This window comes from Roseivirga pacifica (assembly GCF_900111145.1).
In the GTDB taxonomy this organism is placed as follows: Bacteria; Bacteroidota; Bacteroidia; order Cytophagales; family Cyclobacteriaceae; genus Roseivirga; species Roseivirga pacifica.
Map to the genome: position 1 here is coordinate 381,818 of NZ_FOIR01000003.1, position 20,184 is coordinate 402,001.

Genomic DNA, 20,184 nt, shown 5'->3' on the forward strand with positions numbered 1-20,184 from the left:
GCGGCATGTAATCCACGCCTTTGCTTACATTTAAAAAATTCAATCTGCTACCAGCATGAAATCTGACATACTGAGCGCCATTGGCAAAAAGCTCCGAAACGTTCGTAAAGAGAAGGGCATGAACTTGGCCGAAGTGGCCAAGAAGAGTGGCATTACGCCTGGCTTGCTTTCTAAAATTGAAAACTTTAGAACCATGCCTTCTTTGCCTGTGCTCTATAAAATTTCCGAAGCGCTGGAAGAACCTCTCTCTGAAATTGTAAAACCGGTTGATGAAGAACCTGAAGCTTCTTACACCCTTATTCGCAGCGGTGAAGGCGAAAGAGAATCGCGGTACGATTCTAAAGGCCTCACCTACGAAAACCTGATGTCTAAGATTATTCAAAGCACCCCTGTAAAAGTGGTTACTGTAACGGTGCTGCCAGGCATCTTTAGAAAACCCCTGGCCAACGATTCTTACGAATTGGTTTATATGCTCGAAGGAGAAATCATATATGGCCTGCTCGATGAAAAAGTTCATCTGAAGGAAGGCGATACGCTGTATTTTAATGGACAGATTCCTCATTCTCTTAAAAACCCCGGCTCTACAAGAGCCAAACTGTTTAAAGCTTACTTTATGAACCAAGGCGATTAAGACAGCCTTTTTAAAAGTTCATATATGTAAAATTAGTAAGAGAATTTCTTGAGAAAAGTTGACGATTACTCTTTAATGAAATCGTAACTCAATTCACATACAATTAACATTTAACTAATTGATTTATTGATACTTAAAAACAAAAGAAAGGAACACTTTACAATTGAAATGTAAAGTCGTATTAAATTTTGATAACGTATTGCATTGCATATTTGTCAACTTTTAAAAGTGACAAATAGTAAAAAAGTAATTGATTCGAATGAAACTTATAGCGTAGCAAGGATCTTCACAAAGTCCTCAACCTCCTCCTCAGTATTATAGTAATGCACTGACGCCCTTACTATTGCCGTAAGTCCTCGCTCGGTCATATCAAGATATGTGTTCGGTATGCCATTCCACGAGACATTAACTCCCTTTTCGAAAAGTGCATTTTGGAGATCTTGTGCTTTCCAACCCTCTTTGGTAAAACTCACAAGCCCACCTTTTACAGAACCGATATCATGAATCAGTACACCATCAACCTTAGCCATTTGCTGGCGCAACAATGCTGACAGGTACAAAACCCGCTCCCAAATACGGTCCAGACCAATTTCGGTAGCATATTCTACCGCCAGCTTTAAACCATACTGATTAGCGCGATTGCCTTCCCAATTTTCGAATTTGCGAGCATCTTTTCTCACCTCGTAGGTACTCGGACCTGTCCAAATAGCTGAATGCAAGTCTATAGTATAGGGTTTTAAATCAGCCAATTTCTTTTCGCTTACAAACAGAAACCCCGTACCTCTAGGACCACGCATATACTTTCTTCCCGTTGCCGAAAGTGCGTGGCACTTTAACCTTTTCACATCTAACGGATATTGACCAGCAGTTTGGCAGGCATCGAGCAAATAGAACAAGCCATGCTTTTCACATATTTCACCAATTTCTTCAGCAGGCGCTATTAACCCGCTATTCGTAGGCATATGGGTAATGTTCACCAGCTTGGTTCTTGGCGTTATCATCTGCTCCAAAGCAGTCAAATCTGGATCACCGTTTTTATGATTCGGAATCACTTTGATTTTAAGGTCAGCCGGATGATTGAGATAAGCCAAATAGTTACTGGCATAGTCTGGTTGATTCGTTATTACCTCATCACCATCTTTCAAATCGAGCGCCTGAAAAACAGCATTCCAGGCTGACGTAGCATTTTCCATTATGGCTATTTCATTCGACTTGGCGTTGAGCATTTTTGCTATTGCCGGATAGACAGCGGCTAACTCATCAGCTCTTTCGGCATGAATTTCATAGCCTCCAAGCTCGGCTTCCTCTTTTAAGAAATCAATCACACCGTCTCGCACGATATTTGGAGGAAGTGAAGCACCTGCATTATTGAAGTGAATTCTGTGTTTAGTTCCGTCTGTTTCGGACTGAAATCTTTGAATTTCGTTTTGTGAAAATGCCATATAGCAAATAAGCATTTTTTCATTCCTTTTTCACATCTATATTGGAGGCAAATCGGACACCTATGAGAATTCTTACTTTAACAGCACTGCTTTTTCTATCATTTTTCACGCTTTCTGCGCAAGTAGACAAAACCGCTGTTGAAGCATTCATAACCTCCTTTGCCAAGGAGCACAACAAAACGGAAGCCGAAATCAGGGCCATACTTGATGGCGCTACATACAAGCAAGACATCATCGATAAGATTTCGAAGCCGGCAGAGGGCACCATGACCTGGGAGCGTTATCGCAAAATTTTTATGACAGACGAGCGTATTGAAGCTGGTGTAAAATTCTGGAATGAACATAAAGAAGCTCTAGAGAAAATAAGTGATGATACTGGTGTAGCTAAGGAAGTGATTATTGGAATTATTGGCGTAGAAACCTATTTCGGCAGAATAAAAGGCTCTTACAAAGTACTTGATGCCCTTTACACATTAGGGTTTGGTTACCCAAAACGTGGAAAATTCTTCCGTTCCGAATTGGAGAAATATTTGATTCTTGCCGAAACCGAAGGGTTAGATATTAATAGCGTGCAAGGTTCTTACGCAGGCGCAATGGGCTATTCGCAATTTATGCCAAGCTCCTACATTGCCTATGCTAAAAGCTACGATGAAGGCACCGCCAACCTAATTGACTCGCCAGAAGACGCCATGGCAAGCGTGGCCAACTACATTAAAGTTCACCGCTGGCAAACAGGTGCGCCAGTAACCACTAAGGCCATTTTCAAAAGAGATATAGGAAAGCTAAACAAGCAAGTTCTTCGCCCTAAGAACAGCCTTTCAGACTATACTGCAATTGATATTGTGCCTGAAGACCAAATTGAAGGCAACCCAAAAGCCACTTTGATTATTTTAGAAAGTGGTGAAGAAAAAGAGCACTGGTTTGGCTTTTACAACTTCTATGTAATTACCCGCTACAACCACAGTAAAATGTATGCTATGGCGGTTCATCAGCTTGGGCAAGCCATTAAAGCCAAGGTTGAAGCACAATAGATATCCCCGTTCGACAGCCAAAAACAAAAACCCTTTTCAGGGTAGAAAAGGGCTTTGGATAGAAAACACCTGTTAATTAAATCACCTCAAATCAAAAACTAATCAGGTTGTCTTAAATGCTTTGTTCTTTGTATTAAGTGCTCCACTTCAACCCCGCTAATCACATCTTTTCCTACAGCCTTCAGCTCATCTAGCAGCACTTCTGCAACTCTTTCATCTAACGGCATGTCTTTCCGGAAATTGTTCATGGCCGCTAAATGGTTCAACAGTTGCTTTTGACAGCAGTCCTCCACATAAAAGACCACTCCGCTTATCGTGATTTTATGCTGACCATTCATAGCTCCTAAATAAAGGGTTGGTTGGGTGAACATTTCTTTTGGTTTATAAAATCAGTACTTCTGAATTTTCATTTGGTTACCGACTTTACATTATAGATGCTCCGAAACAGGAAAATGTTGCACTGGCCTTAAAGTTTTAACAGTAGTTAGCACTAATTAACAAGACTGCACAAAACAACTTGTTAGTTCTTGCGCAAATAGACATTACCAAACTCGGTAATCACCTTAATGCTTTTGGTACCGCGAGACTGCTCTAACTCCGCGAACATTTTCTTGCCTGGCATATCGTCTCCAGAAACCTTAATTGCTGCATCCAAATTGGAGTAAATCTGACCCCAAGAGGTTGAAGTGGTTAAAGATCTCAAACTTGCCTCGTCCACTACAAGATCAACACCTCCAAACTTGGCTTCTATATGAATGTCATCTGGAGCAGACATCACTTCTACAATTCCGAACTTAGCCATCATATCCACCTTTAGGTTTTTTGGCAGTTTTACGAGCAGTTCTATTTCAACTTCGGTACCATTGTAATGTCCCTTATCCTTGCCACCAACTATAATTGTGGAGCCGTTTTTATTGAGGCGAACAACTTTATCATCGTCATCATCGCCCGACACACGAACATAATTACGGAAGCTCTTAATATCATCGAGCTTTGAAGTGATATACAATTCTCCGTTTTTCGACTTATCAGAGATTGAAAACTTATCGTCTTCTTCGCCATTGTTAATGAGTACTCTTGCGGTAATCTCAACCTCCTGCTTATCCCAGGTTTCTACTTTTACAAGCTCTGGGTATTCAAAGCTAAAGTTCACCTTGCTGATATTCTGCACAGGGTAACTTTTTACAAATTCGGTTTGAGCCTGACCTTGACTCAGCACGAAAACGGTGGCTAATAGTATAATGAGTTGTTTCATGGTTTTAAGTTTTTGAGTGATTGGATTAAGGACATTCCTGCAAAAACACTAGACATAAAAACTTGCAGGAATATTGTCCTTATTGAATAGCTGATTACTTCTTCCTTAGGTAAACATTTCCGTAAGAAGCTTTTAAGTCGAGTTTTACTCCTCCACCATTCAGCTTACCATCAATTGTTGAGTTCAGCTTTCTCATACCTTCAGAATCAGGAAACTGAATTTCCATGTCGGAATACGCCTCGCCATATGGTGTTTTGATAGTTACATCTGCCTTTGTAGCAGCGGGCATTGTTACATCTACAGCTCCGTAAACGCTTACCAGCGAAGTTGGCCCCACCTGACTTAAGCTATTAAAAACAGCCTCTAGATCTCCATAAACTGTATTTACCAAAGCAGGCCCCGTTACATCTTCCATATAGACTGGGTTAAAAGTTCCGGCAATTTCAAGTTCAGTACTTACCCCGTACACCTCTATTTTACCACCTTCATAGTTACCAGTATGTTCTATAGAAACCTTCATGCTCTTTGGTATCTTAAGCTTATACCTGCCCTCACCCCTTCTGGCAACCTGTAAAACCGTGATCTGGCTCCCGCCATTTTCCACATTCAAACCAATACCGGTATTATCCTTTCCTCTGGCACTAAGCGCTGTTAAACCCGCTGCTCTTTCAGGGTCTCCACCACTATCCGAAGTAGATATCTGAATGGAATTACCATCATAAACCTCAACGCTTACACGGTTTACTTCTTTGATCATCAATTTTGTGCCAGATGGGTTCGAAACATCAATGGTATAATCTTGCGCTTTTGCGCTAATTGCCGCTACCAAAAACAGTAGTGCTAACGATAGTTTTATGCTTAACTTTTTCATTTTCTTCTTTTAAAAATTTTTGAGTTTTTGACCTTGTATTTATAGAATTCTAAAATCGATTTTACCCTTTATTAAAGTTCTTTGAGTTTGAAAACCCCCATGAATGCTTCCCCTCTTACTTCTTTCAACACTGAGTCTCTTTCAGCCAATTGTTCGAGCGCATCTATATTGTTTTTGTTCTTCATGGCTACTAGCGCATTAATTATGGCAATTTGAACAGCCGGCTCTCGCTCTGTTTCGAGCGCATTGTTCAGTGCTGTATTTACTCCATTATGTTCAGAGAATTTAACCAAGGCCTCCACAGCCGCGGTGCGCACATGCATACTCTTATCAAACAGCATGGTTTCTATTAGCACATCTATGGTTTCGGCATCTGGGTTTTGCATTTCCATGCTATTGTTTACTGCCTGCAAACGGCCACTCGCACTGCCATTTTCTAATTGCTCAAACATTATGGATTTCATTTGTGCCAGCTCTTCGCGCATTTGCTCTACTTCGCTATCCTGTCCATACTTACCTCCAGCGTAGAAACTCACCAGAATAATAAGCACCGCAGCTGCGGCCCTTCCGACCCATGGGTTTTTATACCAAGGCTGAAACTTCACTACCTTATCCTGCTCTATCTTCGCGAAGAGCGAATCTTCATCCAGCTTAGAAGTTTCATATTTAAAAGCACCTGTTACATTAAACTGTACCTTGTAAGACTTCAAATGGTCGGGTACCGCTTCTCCTTCGAAAAAAGCATGGAGTTGCATTTCTTCCTCAAGAGAAGTTTCCCCGTTGTAGTATTTTTCCAGCAATTGCTCTATTTCAGATACTTTGCTCATAGTTCACTAATTTTAAATATGTGGCCCTTGCCGCCTTTCTCGCCCTACTCAATGCCACACGAATATTGTTTACTTCCAGCCCGGTTCGCTCCGAAATCTCTTCGTAGCTAAATCCTTCAACTTCACGTAGTAAAATCAACTTTCGCTGTTGTTCTGGTAGACGATCGAAGGCCTGCATCATTACACTTGCTCCTTGCATTTGCTCCATTTTTTCCTGAGCAGTCAACACACCAGAGTCAAGTTCCATCTCCTGTATATCGAAGCCGTGTTTATGTTTCTTCGATTTCAGTTTATCAAGACATGCATTGCGCGTCATGGTGACAGCGTACGCTTCTACGCTCGTGTAGCCTAGCAGTTGCTCGCGTTTATGCCAAAGTTTTAGCATTACATCCTGCAAAGTATCCTCAGCTTCTTCTACCGATTTTAGCATAAATAATGCTTGGCGATAAAGCCGATCCTTCAGGGGATAAACCTTTGTTTTAAACTCTTGCAACTCCATTCAATAGCGTAGACGAGAGCTGTAAAAAGTCATTACAGCAGTAGTCGATTTTTTTAGAGATTATTTTTCTTTTGACAATATTTGAATGCAAACCTCAATTTAAGTAAAAACAGAAGTGTTCTTTATACTCTCTAAAATCCTCGCATTTTTTGTTCGTCCGCTCACGTGGATCATAGCCGCACTCTTACTTTCTGTATTCTTAAAAAATCAGCAACGGAAAAAAAGATGCTTCTGGATTGGGGTCGGAATGCTCATTTTCTTTTCAAATCAATACATAAGCAATCGCATGATGCTGTGGTGGGAACCTGCACCAGTGCCATTCGAATCGCTTGAAAAACATGATGTGGCCATAGTATTCTCAGGGGTTACAAAGAGTGATAAAACACCGAATGATCGCGTATATTTTAATAACGGTGCCGACAGAATTACGCATACTTTACAACTCTACAATTCTGGCAAAGTGGACCATATTATTGTTTCTGGTGGGCTTGGCTTTCAACAAGCTAATCAGTCACCAGCTGCGGAAAGACTAAAATCTTTTTTGGTTATGACGGGTGTTCCCGACAGCGCAATCACCGTTGAACCTAATGCACTTAACACTAATGAGAATGCCGTAAAAGTAGCAGAGATTCTAAATAGAGATTTCCCTAATCAAAAGTACCTGCTAGTAACCTCTGCCTTTCATATGAAAAGGGCCGCAATGTGTTTGAAGAAACAAGGTATTGAGTTTAGTGAATTCCCAGCTGGATATTTAACAGGAGCACCCACTTTGAACTTTGACGACATTTTTATCCCAAAAGCCGAAGCCATAGAACGATGGGAATCTGTAATAAAAGAGCTTGTTGGAATGGCCACCTACAAGCTAATGGGCTACATTTAGTTCGCTACGATGGTTTTAGCATTTACAAATTCCTTAATGCCATAATGCGAAAGCTCCCGCCCAAAGCCCGATTTGCCGATTCCACCAAATGGTAACCGTGGATCAGAAGCTGTCATTCGGTTTACATAAACCGCACCCGTTACTATTTTTCGAGCAACTTCAATTCCACGAGCTTTATCTTCGGTCCATACGGAACCACCTAAGCCAAAACGTGAGTCATTTGCTACTGCAATAGCCTCCTCTTCGTTTTTCACTTTAATGACAGCAGCAACAGGACCGAACATTTCCTCATCATAAGCAGGCATCCCTTTGGTCACTTCTGTTAAGATTGTTGGTTGAAAAAAGTCCCCATCAATATCGGCCCTCGTTCCACCCAAATGCGGGGTAGCACCCTTTCGAATAGACCGTTGCACTTGATCTTCTAGCTCATCTACAAACTTAGACATGGCCATTGGCCCACACTTGGTGGTAGAAAGCATCGGATCGCCCAGCTCGTATGTTTTCATGAAAGCAGTAAAAGCTTCCAAAAATTCATCATATATCCTTTCAACTACGATAAATCGCTTGGCAGCAATACAGCTTTGGCCACAATTAATCATTCTGGACTGTGCGGCAATTCTGGCTGTTTTAGCAATATCAGCATCATCTAACACCACAAATGCATCGCTCCCACCAAGCTCCAACACAACAGGCTTAATTTGCTCACCTGCCGTTTTTGCAACCATTGATCCTGCTTTTTCGCTTCCTGTCAGGGAGACAGCTTTTACCCTATCATCTTCAAGCAGTACCTGTACCTTGTCAGCACCAATTAATAAAGTTTGAAACACGCCCTGGGGAAATCCCGCTTCCAAGAACACTTCTTCAATAGCCAAAGCACAAAGCGGCACATTAGAGGCGTGTTTTAATAAAGCCGTATTACCTGCCATTATGGATGGAGCCGCAAACCTAAAAACCTGCCATAGCGGGAAATTCCATGGCATTACAGCCAATGCAACACCCAATGGGTCGAATGACACAAACGCCTCTCCATCTTCAAATTTCAGCTTTTCGTCCGCTAAAAATTTCTCTGCATGCTCGGCATAATATTCACAAACCCAAGCACATTTTTCTACCTCAGACTCGGCCTCAGAAAAGAGTTTCCCCATTTCTAAGGTCATCAACTTTGCTAAAGCCGCTTTTTTATTCTTTAGCACTGCAGCCAGCGACATAAACAAATCTGACCTAACCTTAAAGGACTCTACCTTCCAAGTAGTAAACCTGTCATGAGCCCGTTCCACAGCTGCTTCCATAAACTGGTCGCTATGCGGCTCTAATTCCTGATTGATCTTATAGTTATAGGGGTTAATTGACTGAATTGACATATCAGTCAAATTAAGAGGTAATAGAGAGAATAAAAACTAATTAAAAGACGATTACATTAACCTCTTCCAAAATCTTGATAATGCTAGGCACTTCTCTCATTTTTAGAAAGTAGAATATATTCTTTCCTTCCCTTTTACTTCCAAGAATACCTTTCATTTTCATATTGGCCAAATGGTGAGATGTGAGCGATTGCTCTAGACCAAGATAAGCTGTAATGTCGTTCACCGACATTTTTTCATTTGCATTGAGCAAATCAATAATCGCAACGCGCATGGGATGCGCGATAGTTTTGAGAACAAAGGCGATTTTCTCAACTCTTTCGTGATCAAGTTGCTCTTCCATAATAATAGGTTGCTCAAATATATGAACATACATTCATATAACCAAAAATTAGGCTTAAATAAAATGGGGTGTCAAAACCGACACCCCATTTAAATTAACCTGAATTAGAGTACTAAAACTCTATATCTATATGCACACGTCTGTTTTTAGCTCTACCAGCCGCAGTACCATTATCAGCAATCGGATCTTCCTCACCAAAGCCCTGAGACCTGATTCTATCGGCAGCAATGCCTTTATCTTCGAGGTATTTCTCTACAGCAGCCGCACGTTTTTTGGAAAGCTCCAAGTTGAAAGCTGCAGGACCAGTATTATCGGTGTAACCACTCAACAATAGCTTATATGACGGATTATCGTTCATAATCTTCACTAGGTTATCAAGCGAAGCAAAAGATGAAGACCTCAAAACATCACTACTACTATTAAACTGAATTTCTTTAACGGCTGTGGTCAACACTTCTCTGATTTCTTCTTTCACTTCAGGACATCCTCTATTAGCCGCAATACCTGCCTCATTCGGACAAGCATCTTCAGAATCCTTAATACCATCACCGTCTGCATCAGGGCAGCCATTTAATCCACCAGCAGCATTAGGACACTCATCGTCTTGATCTCTCACACCATCACCATCACTATCGGGGCAACCGTTCAATGTACCAGCAACAGTAGGGCAAGCATCTTCAGAGTCTTGAACACCGTCACCATCTTGATCAGGGCAACCGCCAAACTGAGCCACACCTGCTACATTTGGACAAGAATCTTCCGAATCCTTGATACCATCACCATCACTATCAGGACAACCATTTAAAGTACCAGCATCGTTCGGACACTCATCATCCTTATCCAAAACACCATCGTTATCAGAATCAGGCCAAGGACACCCTTTGTTCTCAGCAGGACCAGCTTCATTCGGACAAGCATCTTCTTTATCGTAGATACCATCACCATCGCTATCCTTTTTGCGTTGTAGGGAGAAAGAAACCCCTAAAGAGTACTGCATGTAATCAGGCGCATCTTGTATGTTCTTTTTATAAGCAGCCTTAAAGGTGATACTAGCTTTTTCCGTAACCTTTACATCAAAACCCAAACCTAAAGGAAGAGACACATAAGTACCTTCTTCGAACTCTTCATAAAACCCTTGTACATTCCCATACCAGTTAACCCCTGCACCAGCAAAAATAAAGGGTGCAAAAACTGATTCCTCCTTCAGTATGTAGCCGTTTGCCAGCTTATAAACAAGTCGTAAATCAAGGTCTGTCAGGTTAGCTTCAAAGATGTCTTCATGGATTAACTTACCATAAGAAAATCCAGCCTCTAAATCGAAACTCTTTCCTAAGTATCGATCCACACCAACTCTAAAAGCAGAATTATCCAGCTCAAGGAAGTTGAAAAGCCCCTCGTAATATCTGTATTCAAACTTATTATTGGCATATTCAATATTTACCCACCACGGGTCGTCAGCCGTCTGTCCGTACGTAGACAAACCAGCGATCATTAATGCTGTAATTAAGAGTAGTTTCTTCATAGTTTTGTGTTTTGTGCAATAAATGTTTGCTTGAATTCTAAAGTAAAATAATAATTTTTTACGAATTTATTTAACTAATCAAAATATATAGAATTGAACATAGAACAGCCAAAAACACTCAAACCCTTATTACCGGAAAATACATATTAAGAACGGCCATATACATACATATGATAAAAATCGGACTCATATCAGACACACATAGCTTTTTAGACAAAAAAGTCTTAGAATATTTCGATTCATGCGATGAAATATGGCATGCTGGGGATATCGGCAACCATGAAGTACTTGATGAACTAGAGGCTTTTAAACCAACTAGAGGTGTATTCGGCAACATTGATGATAAAACAATTCAAAGCCGAACCATAGAAGACTTAGCCTTCGAAGTTGAAGGTGTAAAGGTTTTCATTACACATATTGGTGGCAAACCACCGCGCTATGCCAAGGGCATAACAACCAAGCTAAACCAACACAAACCCAACCTGTTTATTTGCGGGCATAGCCATATTCTGAGGGTAATGCCCGACAAAGAAAGAAACTTAATTTACATGAACCCGGGAGCGGCAGGGCATCACGGTTTTCACCATGTAAGAACACTTTTAAGGTTTGATATTAACAACGGAAAGATTGAAAACCTTGAAGCAATTGAATTAGGCAAACGCGGAAGGGCATAAAAAAACCCCGACAGTTGTCGGGGTTTGAAGTATATCGAGTTGGGAGGCGATTACTCTTCCTCCTTAGTTTCTTCTTTCTTAGCAACCTTTTTCTTAGGCTTCTCAGCTTTTGGCTCTTCAGTAGCTTCAGTTGTTGCTTCTACTTTTGGAGCTTCTTCTTTTTTAGCAGCAGCCTTTTTCGCTTTCTTAGGCTCTTCAGTCGTGAATGAAGCTTTCAACTCCTCAGCGTCAACATTTTTCAATACTGGCTTAGCAGTTAAAGTCTTAATTCTAGCAGTTCTTTTTGCTGATGTCTGCTTATTTCTTCTGGCTTTTCTTTTTAATCTCGTTACTCCCATTTTTCAAGGCCTTTTCTAAATGAGGGGCAAAGATAGTAGTTTGTTTAAAAAATCAGAAACGTTTAGGAAAGATATTTGAAATAATTCTTTGATTTTCCTCCCCGCTCTTTACTCCTTAGCCCTTCTATTTATTAGATTTGCCCAAAATTAAATACAATGGCTCAAAAACCTAGCTTACCAAAAGGAACTCGCGACTTCGGCCCCGCTCAAATGCTTAAGCGCGACTACATTTTAAACACCATTCGTTCGGTATTTAAAAAGTATGGTTTTATGCCATTGGAAACACCAGCTATTGAAAACCTGAGTGTTTTAACCGGTAAGTATGGAGACGAAGGAGATCAACTACTCTTTAGAATTTTAAATACAGGAGATTTCTTGAAGAAGACCTCGGCAGGCGACTACGAAGAAGGCGCAAAAGCACTATCTCCTAAAATTGCAGAAAAAGGGTTGAAATACGACCTTACTGTACCTTTTGCCAGGTACGTGGTGATGAACCGTGGCGAGATCACCTTCCCTTTTAAGCGCTATCAAATCCAACCGGTTTGGCGTGCAGATAGACCTCAAAAAGGGAGATATAGAGAATTTTACCAGTGCGATGCTGATGTAGTTGGTACCGGTTCACTGATTTGCGAAGCAGAATTAATGGCCATAGTAAATGAGGTATACACGCAACTAAACTTTAATGACTATAAAGTTTCGATAAGCAGCAGAAAGGTACTCGAAGGTTTGGCAGCTCTATGCGAAGTGAGCGACAAATTCACTGCATTTTGCGTGATTCTTGACAAGCTCGATAAAATTGGAGAGGAAAGAGTAGCCGAAGAACTAAGCACCATTGGGGTAAGCAGCCAAAACCTTGAAAAGTTAAAGGAATTGCTAAATACAACCGGTAGTAACCAAGAAAAGCTAGGCACCTTCCGCGAAGCTTTTGTGAATTCTGAAGTAGGTTTAGCAGGGCTTGATGAACTTAGCGAAACTTTCGAGCACCTTAAAGGCCTCAAAGTAACCACAGACCAAATCATATTCGACCCAACTTTAGCTAGAGGCCTATCCTACTACACAGGCATTATTTACGAGGTTAAACCAACGTCAATCAGCATGGGTACTATTACGGCTGGTGGTCGCTACGATAACCTTACCGGTGTGTTTGGCATGGAGGGTGTTTCAGGCGTGGGCATTTCCTTCGGCATCGATCGTATTTATGATAGCCTGGAAGAACTTAACCTCTTCCCTGAAACCAATAGTGATATCACCCAAATACTTATTACCAATTTTGACAAGGAATCTGAGGCACATGCACTCGGTATTTTAGCCAAACTAAGAAGCAAAAACATTAAAGCAGAGATTTTCCCAGAAGCTGCTAAACTTAAGAAGCAACTAAACTATGCCAACAATAAAGGCATAGCACATGTACTTATGGTGGGTTCCCGCGAAATTGAGTCGGGCGAATATGTATTGAAAAACATGGAAACCGGAGATCAGCAGACTGCTACTATTGACGCGTTAGCTAACCTGCTTTCATAACAAGCGCCTCAATCTATGGGGCTGATTGGTTTTATTCATAAGTTTCAACCATATATTGCGTTATAGAACAGAATAAAAACTAAATGCAAACCAGCTTTCACACAAAGATCAAAAACGCACTTGGCTTAGCTTTGGCATTGATCTCCCTGTGTATTAGCAATACGACTAACGCGCAAATCACCTCTGACAAAGGTTGGTTTGAAGTTGACTACAACGCTGGCTGCAACCCGCTTACCATTACAATTACAAATACAGGACTGAACAACAGCACACTCTTTATTGACTTTTACGGAGACCCTGACGACCCATATAGCACTGATGGTTTTAGCACCACAATTGCTCCTGGCCAATCAACCTCAAACCAATACACAACACCTGGCAAGTTTCTAATTCGGGTTGTAGACACTTCAACCCAGTCTAATGATCCAGAGGATAGAATTGATATTCTAGAGGTGGACATCATCTCACCAGCACCAATCGATTTCGAAACATATTTATGCACACAAAACAGTGTAAACGTAAAAATCACCAATGGCAACCAAGACTACGATTACTTTGAAATTGACTTTGGAGATGGAAGCCCTCCCGTTCAAACCACGGCAGGAACCTCCGTAGTATCCAGCGATTACACCTATGCAAACCAAGGCACCTACACCATTACTGTTACAGGAGGGTTTAACAATGGGAACAGTGCCAACTGTGCTACCCCCGTTACCGAAACCATTACAACTTTAGAAAGCATAGCCACTCCCCAAATTGAAAGCGTAGTGGTTACTGACGAGACATCAATTGAGGTAACCCACAGAGGACTAGACCCTAATGTTTATTATGAATTAGTTTTATTGCGAAATGTAGGCGATATAATTACTGTGAAGCTAGGCACAGGAAACTCGTCCGCATTAACAACAACCCTAGTCGACTTCCCCTTTCTAAATACCACGACTGATTTTTATGAAATTTTCTTACTTGGCGCCCCCTTCTGCTCCCCAACCTACCAAGTACAATCAAATTCAGTTCACTCAATTATATTCAATCTTGGTACTACTTCTGTAGACCAACAGTTTAATACCGAAATGGAGTGGGCGACTAGCACCCAAAACTTCTCTGGGGCCGAACTACTTTACGCAGATAATCGCGCCCTAATCCAACCACTAAACACAGCGCAAGGCACAGAAACCATATCGTTTGACGACTGCACATACCTCTCCCCCATTTACATAGAGAAAATTGAAAATGGAGCTATCTCGAGGAGCATAACCTTAACTCCTTTCGATAACCAAGTTATTACATTACCAGCACCCGTGGCGGCAACGGCCGAATACACAGGAAACGCAATCGATTTGGCTTTTCCAGCCCCTAACTTCCCTTTTACGGCAATAGAAATATTTGAAAAACAACCCGATGGAAGCTTTAACAGCATAGGAACCAGCAACACCTTAAACTTTACCGACACCGATATTAGTGGCGGCTATTCCGAAGTTTGTTACACTTACACCTACACCGATGAATGCGGCAACATTTCTACCACAAGCAGCGAAACTTGTGTAGAGCTAGAGGGCTCATTAAGAATCCCTAATGCATTTTCGCCCAATGGTGATAATCAAAACGACACATTCACTGTAGGAAATGGTATTTTCATAGACTTTCAAATGCTCATTTTCAACCGTTGGGGTGAATTAGTTTTTCAAGGTAACGACCCTACTACAGGCTGGAATGGCACCTTTAACGGCAAACCTGCACCAATTGGCGCATACGTTTACAGGATTTCTTACAATAGAGATGGTATTCCTACCACGGCTAAAGGAACTGTAACATTAATTCGATAGTTTTACGCTCTAAATGCTACGGATATGTTCGACATGATGAAAATGATGGGCAAGGTGAAGGAGATGCAAGCCAAGATGAAAGAAGCCCAGGAAAATCTAGAATACATCAAAGAAACAGGCGAGTCTGGCGCTGGCATGGTAAAAGCCACTGTAAACGGTAAAAAGCAAGTAGTATCAATCGATATTGATGAGAGTCTTTTAACTAAAGAAGACAAAGAAATGCTGCAAGACCTAACGGTAGCCGCAATTAACAACGCCATGGAAAAGGCCGATGTAAGCGCTAAAGAAGAAATTAAAAAGAGCACCGAGGGCATTATGCCAAATATTCCCGGCATGGATTTCGGCAACATGTTTTAATGAAAACACTTTCTGTAGCCCTACTTAACTACAACGGCCAGCAACACCTTGCTACTTTTTTACCCTCCGTTGTTGAGCACAGCAAACCCTACCCTGTTGTTTTAATAGACAATGGCTCGAGCGACAGCTCTGTTTCGTTTGTTAAGGAGCACTTTCCTACCGTTGAGCTTATACAGTTTACTGAAAACCATGGCTTTTGCGGTGGCTACAACAAAGCCCTACAACTTATTGAAACCGATTATGTGGTTTTGCTCAATACTGATGTAGAAGTTACGCCTAACTGGATTCCTCCTGTGTTGAATTCATTGGAATCGGATGAAAAGTTAATGGCCGCACAACCCAAAATCCTAGATTTTAAAAAGAAGACACACTTTGAGTACGCAGGGGCTTCCGGTGGCTTTATCGACAAGCTAGGCTATCCATTCTGCCGTGGCCGACTTTTTGACGAACTTGAGGAGGACACCAATCAATACGACCAACAACGAGAGGTCTTTTGGGCTTCGGGCAGTAGTTTGTTTATAAATAGAAAGCTTTATAATAAACTTGGTGGGCTGGACGAGCACTTTTTCGCCCACATGGAAGAAATAGACCTGTGTTGGCGCATTTGGAATGCCGGCTATAAGGTGTCTGTTTGTCCCCAAAGCACCGTTTATCATTTGGGAGGCGGTACACTTAACAAACAAAACCCACGAAAAACTTATCTGAATTTTCGCAATGGTTTAAGCATGCTCTTAAAGAATGAAAGCGCAACTGGTTTACTGTGGAAGCTTCCGCTGCGAATGCTATTAGATTGGATTGCAGCCATTAAGATTTCTATGGAAAGCGGCACATCACATGGCTTTGCAATTCTTAAAGCACACCTTCATTTTCTACAGAGGGCAGGTAATTATTTAAAAGGAAGAAAGGGAAAGCCAAAACACAAAAAAAGCCCACGTTTTCAAGGACTTATTATTCTTCAATATTTTATTAAAGGCAGAAAAACCTTCAAAGAACTCCCAGATAGGTTTAATTGAACCACACTGGATTTTGCCTTCTTCTTAAATGTTTCCGATAATTGATAACGAATGCCAGCCCCAGGTATATTATCACTGGAGACCCAACGGTAATAAACGATGCGTAAATAAAGAAGAGTCTTATGCTCGAGGTTGATAAATTTAGCTTTTCGCCAAGCTTAGTACAAACCCCAAACGCCTGACTTTCAAAGAATCGCTGTAGTTTCTCCATTTGACATTGTGTTTCATACGAAAATACGACTAAATTCTTATTCGTAAAATCGGATTTGAGTAAAAAATTATTAAAATTGCGTCCGTCAAAAAAGGCGCAACTAGACAAAAACAATCAAAAAACTTATGAAAACCCGAACTTTTAAACTGATTTTTCCTGTCATGATCATGGCTATCATGTCCTTGTCAGGCTGTGCATTGAGCCAGATGATCAAGGCATCCAAAGATCAGGGACTTACTGTGGAACCAAACCCATTGGAGGTACACGCTGACACTGTTTCTTTTGAAATGACTGCGAAACTTCCTACCAATCTTCTAAAACCAAAGAAAGTTTACACACTCAACACTTACTACCGTTACGGTACTCAAGAAGTTCAACTAAAGTCAATTGAGTTTAGAGCTGATGACTATACTGGAAATGAACAACCAACTGTAACCGAGTCTTTCTCTTTCCCTTACAACGATGCTATGCGTAGAGGGAACATCGAAATTCAAGGTGTTGCTTCAAACCCTAAAAACGGTGCAAACAAAACATCTGACCGTTTGGCAATTGCTGAAGGCGTAATTACTACTTCTAAACTAGTAGAGCCTTCTTACGCTGCATCTTACGCAGACCACGGTTACAACGACCAAGAAGAACTTATCCCTACTAACGTAGAATTCTTCTTCGACCAAGGAAGATCAGTATTCAAGTCTTCTGAAAAGAGCAGTGATAGAGGTGAGCGTTTCGCAGCATTCATTGCAGAGAAAAACGTTACTAGAACTGTAACTATCACTGGTACTCACTCACCAGAAGGTAAAGAAACTTTCAACTCTGAGCTTTCTCAAGAAAGAGCTGATGCTATCGAGAAGTGGTACAGAGAGCAAATGGACAAGTACGATTACCAAGGTATGGCTGACGAAATCAGATTTATTTTGAAGCCTATCGTTGAAGATTGGACTGACCTTAAAGCAATGCTTGCTAAGTACAACGGCATTTCTGCTAGCGAAAAATCTGAGTGGACTAGAATTATTAACGGTACAGGTTCATTCGAGCAAAAAGAGAAGCAACTTCAGAAGCTTAGCACTTACAAAAAAGTATTCACTGACATCTACCCTCAGTTAAGAACTGCTAAAACTGAAGTACTTACAGTTAAGGAGAAAAAATCTCCAGAAGAGATTGCTACGCTTGCTTTAGCAATTGCTAGAGGTAGCCAGCCTGCCGATGCACTTTCTGTAGAAGAGCTTGCTTACGCTGCTGCTAAAAACCCTTCTTTAGAAGAAAAGAAAATGATCTTGGAAGCTGCTGCTAAGAAAAATGACACTTGGGTAATTCATAACAACCTAGGTGCTGTACACTTAGAGCTTGCTAAGCAAACTTCAGGTAGCACGCAGAGAAACCACGTATCTACTGCTTTGAACCACTTCAACATTTCTAACCAAAAGAAAGCTAACGTTGAAGCACAAGCTAACATGGGTATGGCCCTTGCAATGCAAAACAACCTTTGGGGTGCACACGATGCACTTACTAAAGCTGCTGGCATGAACCCTGGCAACACAGTAAGACAGAACATTAACGGTACTAAAGGTTATGTTGAAATTAAAGTTGGTGACTATGCTGCTGCACTTAGCTCTTTGAACGGTGCTGGTAACACTACTGCTAACCAATTCAACAAAGGTTTAACTCAGTTATTGAGCAAAGACTTCTCTAGAGCACAGTCTACACTAGAAGGTGTAATTAGCAGCGACAGAGGTTTTGTAAAAGCACACTACGCTGCTGCTGTAGCTGCTGCTCGACAAGACAACGAGAACAAAGTAATTCAGCACCTTAAAAATGCAATCGGTGCCGATGCTTCAATGAAAGAAAAAGCTATGAACGACCTAGAATTCAGAGCTTTCACAGGCACTCAAGCCTTCATGGACTTAATGAAATAAGAAGCACTTATATAATATAAGCCCTCCCGATTTGCGAGAGGGCTTTTTTTATGCCTTTTGGTTAAAATCGTTGTTGGCATTTGACCTATGAATGTTTATTTTTACGGCCGCTAAAAACAATTCGATGAGAGAAATACAGTTCAGAGAAGCCCTAAGAGAAGCCATGTCGGAAGAGATGAGAAGAGATGAGAAAATCTTCTTGATGGGTGAAGAAGTAGCACAGTACAACGGTGCATATAAAGTAAGCCAAGGCATGTTAGATGAGTTCGGTGAAGAAAGAGTAATTGACACTCCTATTGCAGAACTTGGTTTTGCCGGTATTGGTGTTGGTGCTGCAATGAACGGCCTTCGTCCGATTATCGAATTCATGACCTTCAACTTCTCTTTGGTAGCGATTGACCAGGTGATCAACTCTGCTGCTAAAATGATGTCAATGTCTGGTGGACAGTTCCCTATTCCAATGGTATTTAGAGGTCCAACTGGTAACGCTGGTATGTTGAGCTCTCAGCACTCTCAAAACTTTGAGAACTGGTATGCGAACACTCCAGGTTTGAAAGTAGTTGTTCCTTCTAACCCATACGATGCAAAAGGACTTTTAAAGTCTTCTATTCGCGATAACGACCCTGTAATCTTTATGGAGTCTGAACTGATGTATGGGGACAAAGGCGAGGTGCCTGAAGGCGAATACTTGCTACCTATTGGCCAAGCACACATTGTAAAAGAAGGTACAGATGTAACTTTGGTTTCATTCGGTAAAATGATGAAAGTAGTAAACGAGGCTGCTGAGGAGTTGGCGAAAAACGGTGTGAGTGCCGAAGTAATCGACTTGCGTTCAGTAAGACCTTTGGACTACCCTACCATTATCGAATCGGTTAAGAAAACAAACAGACTAGTAATTGTGGAAGAGGCTTGGCCGCTTTCTTCATTAGCTACAGATATTTCATTCAACGTACAGAAAGATGCTTTCGACTACCTTGATGCGCCAATCAGAAGAGTAAACAGTTTAGACCTGCCTCTTCCTTACGCACCAACACTTATCGAAGCCATTCTACCGAATGTAAAAAGAACACTAGAAGCTGTAGATAGCGTAATGTATCGCTAGTAGCTTTTAAACCTGAGCGATTAACCATGGCTAAACTTATTCTCATTGGCGGGATTAGTCGCTCGGGTAAATCTTCACTCGCACAATACCTCGCACAACACCTACCCCACGCTACCCATATCGATCAGGACGAGTTCGTACTTCCTGTCCATCAAATCCCAAAAATCAACGATCGCACCGACTGGGAAACCCCAGAAAGTATAGATTGGCAGCAGTTGATTGCAAAGGTTAAAGAATCCCTCAATAACCATAGCTACGTTTTGCTCGAAGGCATATTTGCCTTTCAAAATGAAGCCTTGAACGATCAGGCAGACTTAAAGGTAATGCTTAAACTGCCCAAGGAAGAATTCTTAGTAAAACGTAGAAAGGAGCAGCGCTGGGGAGAAGAGCCAGAATGGTTTTTGGAGCATGTATGGAAGGCTAATTTAATCCATTGCAATCCACACCAAACCACAATTGACCTGACCTTCAATGGCATACAACCCAATGAGTTCAGCAAGATTCAAGACAAAATCGAACTACTTCCCTAGTTAAAGTTTGACTTTTAGCAAATTCGAGTTAGATTAA

General features: G+C 41.3%; 22 protein-coding genes. 11 read left to right on the forward strand and 11 right to left on the reverse strand.

Annotation, left to right across the window (positions count from 1 at the left end; translation table 11 throughout):
- The first annotated feature begins 55 nt into the window (after positions 1–55).
- A complete protein-coding gene (locus BMW98_RS16770; protein ID WP_090260041.1) occupies positions 56–631 on the forward strand; it encodes a helix-turn-helix domain-containing protein in 576 nt (191 codons plus the stop codon).
- A 266-nt stretch (positions 632–897) separates the two neighbouring features.
- Here BMW98_RS16770 and BMW98_RS16775 read toward each other — a convergent pair whose 3' ends face one another.
- Positions 898–2,073, reverse strand: a complete 1,176-nt coding sequence (locus tag BMW98_RS16775; RefSeq protein ID WP_090260181.1) for an aminotransferase class V-fold PLP-dependent enzyme — start codon at positions 2,071–2,073, stop codon at positions 898–900.
- A 62-nt stretch (positions 2,074–2,135) separates the two neighbouring features.
- On the opposite strand from BMW98_RS16775, the gene mltB reads away from it, so the two are divergent.
- A complete protein-coding gene (gene mltB / locus BMW98_RS16780; RefSeq protein WP_090260043.1) occupies positions 2,136–3,104 on the forward strand; it encodes a lytic murein transglycosylase B in 969 nt (322 codons plus the stop codon).
- A gap of 98 nt (positions 3,105–3,202) precedes the next feature.
- Here the strand turns inward: mltB and BMW98_RS16785 are convergent, their stop codons facing one another.
- From BMW98_RS16785 to BMW98_RS16805, 5 genes are all read right to left on the reverse strand, one after another.
- Positions 3,203–3,475, reverse strand: a complete 273-nt coding sequence (locus BMW98_RS16785; RefSeq protein ID WP_090260045.1) for a hypothetical protein — start codon at positions 3,473–3,475, stop codon at positions 3,203–3,205.
- Positions 3,476–3,624: 149 nt separating this feature from the next.
- The gene (locus BMW98_RS16790; protein WP_090260047.1) at positions 3,625–4,359 is read right to left on the reverse strand and encodes a hypothetical protein; all 735 of its coding nucleotides are present in this window, start codon (positions 4,357–4,359) and stop codon (positions 3,625–3,627) included.
- Between the two features lie 94 nt (positions 4,360–4,453).
- Complete coding sequence (locus tag BMW98_RS16795; protein WP_090260049.1) at positions 4,454–5,230, reverse strand: DUF4097 family beta strand repeat-containing protein; 777 nt, start codon at positions 5,228–5,230, stop codon at positions 4,454–4,456.
- A 71-nt stretch (positions 5,231–5,301) separates the two neighbouring features.
- A complete protein-coding gene (locus BMW98_RS16800) occupies positions 5,302–6,057 on the reverse strand; it encodes a HEAT repeat domain-containing protein (protein ID WP_090260050.1) in 756 nt (251 codons plus the stop codon).
- Positions 6,041–6,556, reverse strand: coding sequence for an RNA polymerase sigma factor (locus tag BMW98_RS16805; protein WP_090260052.1), 516 nt, complete (start codon positions 6,554–6,556; stop codon positions 6,041–6,043). The genes BMW98_RS16800 and BMW98_RS16805 overlap by 17 nt, the downstream gene beginning before the upstream one ends.
- 286 nt (positions 6,557–6,842) lie before the next feature.
- Here BMW98_RS16805 and BMW98_RS16810 point away from each other — a divergent pair, with 286 nt between their 5' ends.
- Positions 6,843–7,436, forward strand: coding sequence for a YdcF family protein (locus tag BMW98_RS16810; protein WP_162844599.1), 594 nt, complete (start codon positions 6,843–6,845; stop codon positions 7,434–7,436).
- Here BMW98_RS16810 and BMW98_RS16815 read toward each other — a convergent pair.
- From BMW98_RS16815 to BMW98_RS16825, 3 genes are all read right to left on the reverse strand, one after another.
- Positions 7,433–8,797, reverse strand: coding sequence for an NAD-dependent succinate-semialdehyde dehydrogenase (locus tag BMW98_RS16815; protein ID WP_090260056.1), 1,365 nt, complete (start codon positions 8,795–8,797; stop codon positions 7,433–7,435). The two genes, BMW98_RS16810 and BMW98_RS16815, sit on opposite strands and share 4 nt — an antisense overlap.
- 40 nt (positions 8,798–8,837) lie before the next feature.
- Positions 8,838–9,140, reverse strand: a complete 303-nt coding sequence (locus BMW98_RS16820; protein ID WP_090260183.1) for an ArsR/SmtB family transcription factor — start codon at positions 9,138–9,140, stop codon at positions 8,838–8,840.
- 112 nt (positions 9,141–9,252) lie between these two features.
- Positions 9,253–10,662, reverse strand: coding sequence for an OmpA family protein (locus tag BMW98_RS16825; RefSeq protein ID WP_090260058.1), 1,410 nt, complete (start codon positions 10,660–10,662; stop codon positions 9,253–9,255).
- A 170-nt stretch (positions 10,663–10,832) separates the two neighbouring features.
- On the opposite strand from BMW98_RS16825, the gene BMW98_RS16830 reads away from it, so the two are divergent.
- On the forward strand, positions 10,833–11,336 hold the full coding sequence (locus BMW98_RS16830; RefSeq protein ID WP_162844600.1) for a metallophosphoesterase family protein: 504 nt from the start codon (positions 10,833–10,835) through the stop codon (positions 11,334–11,336).
- Between the two features lie 50 nt (positions 11,337–11,386).
- Here BMW98_RS16830 and BMW98_RS16835 read toward each other — a convergent pair whose 3' ends face one another.
- Positions 11,387–11,674 carry a hypothetical protein gene (locus BMW98_RS16835; protein WP_090260060.1) on the reverse strand — a complete coding sequence of 96 codons (288 nt, stop codon included), beginning with the start codon at positions 11,672–11,674 and terminating at the stop codon, positions 11,387–11,389.
- Positions 11,675–11,830: 156 nt separating this feature from the next.
- On the opposite strand from BMW98_RS16835, the gene hisS reads away from it, so the two are divergent.
- The 4 genes from hisS (at position 11,831) to BMW98_RS16855 (ending at position 16,391) form a co-directional block, all read left to right on the forward strand.
- Positions 11,831–13,195: a histidine--tRNA ligase gene (hisS, locus tag BMW98_RS16840; RefSeq protein WP_090260062.1), complete on the forward strand. Its 1,365-nt coding sequence runs from the start codon at positions 11,831–11,833 to the stop codon at positions 13,193–13,195.
- Positions 13,196–13,278: 83 nt separating this feature from the next.
- Positions 13,279–15,021, forward strand: coding sequence for a T9SS type B sorting domain-containing protein (locus tag BMW98_RS16845; RefSeq protein ID WP_090260064.1), 1,743 nt, complete (start codon positions 13,279–13,281; stop codon positions 15,019–15,021).
- A 24-nt stretch (positions 15,022–15,045) separates the two neighbouring features.
- Positions 15,046–15,378, forward strand: coding sequence for a YbaB/EbfC family nucleoid-associated protein (locus BMW98_RS16850; protein WP_090260066.1), 333 nt, complete (start codon positions 15,046–15,048; stop codon positions 15,376–15,378).
- A complete protein-coding gene (locus BMW98_RS16855; protein ID WP_090260068.1) occupies positions 15,378–16,391 on the forward strand; it encodes a glycosyltransferase family 2 protein in 1,014 nt (337 codons plus the stop codon). Before BMW98_RS16850 ends, BMW98_RS16855 begins: the two co-directional genes overlap by 1 nt.
- On the opposite strand, the gene BMW98_RS20610 is transcribed toward BMW98_RS16855, so the two are convergent.
- Positions 16,384–16,602 carry a PspC domain-containing protein gene (locus BMW98_RS20610; RefSeq protein ID WP_090260070.1) on the reverse strand — a complete coding sequence of 73 codons (219 nt, stop codon included), beginning with the start codon at positions 16,600–16,602 and terminating at the stop codon, positions 16,384–16,386. The genes BMW98_RS16855 and BMW98_RS20610 overlap by 8 nt on opposite strands.
- Positions 16,603–16,727: 125 nt before the next feature.
- Here BMW98_RS20610 and BMW98_RS16865 point away from each other — a divergent pair, with 125 nt between their 5' ends.
- The 3 genes from BMW98_RS16865 to BMW98_RS16875 all read left to right on the forward strand — a co-directional run bounded on the left by BMW98_RS16865 (position 16,728) and on the right by BMW98_RS16875 (position 20,147).
- The gene (locus BMW98_RS16865) at positions 16,728–18,515 is read left to right on the forward strand and encodes a TPR end-of-group domain-containing protein (RefSeq protein ID WP_090260072.1); all 1,788 of its coding nucleotides are present in this window, start codon (positions 16,728–16,730) and stop codon (positions 18,513–18,515) included.
- Positions 18,516–18,639: 124 nt separating this feature from the next.
- Positions 18,640–19,617: a pyruvate dehydrogenase complex E1 component subunit beta gene (locus tag BMW98_RS16870; RefSeq protein ID WP_090260187.1), complete on the forward strand. Its 978-nt coding sequence runs from the start codon at positions 18,640–18,642 to the stop codon at positions 19,615–19,617.
- A 26-nt stretch (positions 19,618–19,643) separates the two neighbouring features.
- Positions 19,644–20,147 (forward strand): AAA family ATPase, encoded by a 504-nt coding sequence (locus BMW98_RS16875; protein WP_090260074.1) that lies wholly within the window; start codon positions 19,644–19,646, stop codon positions 20,145–20,147.
- Positions 20,148–20,184 lie beyond the last annotated feature (37 nt).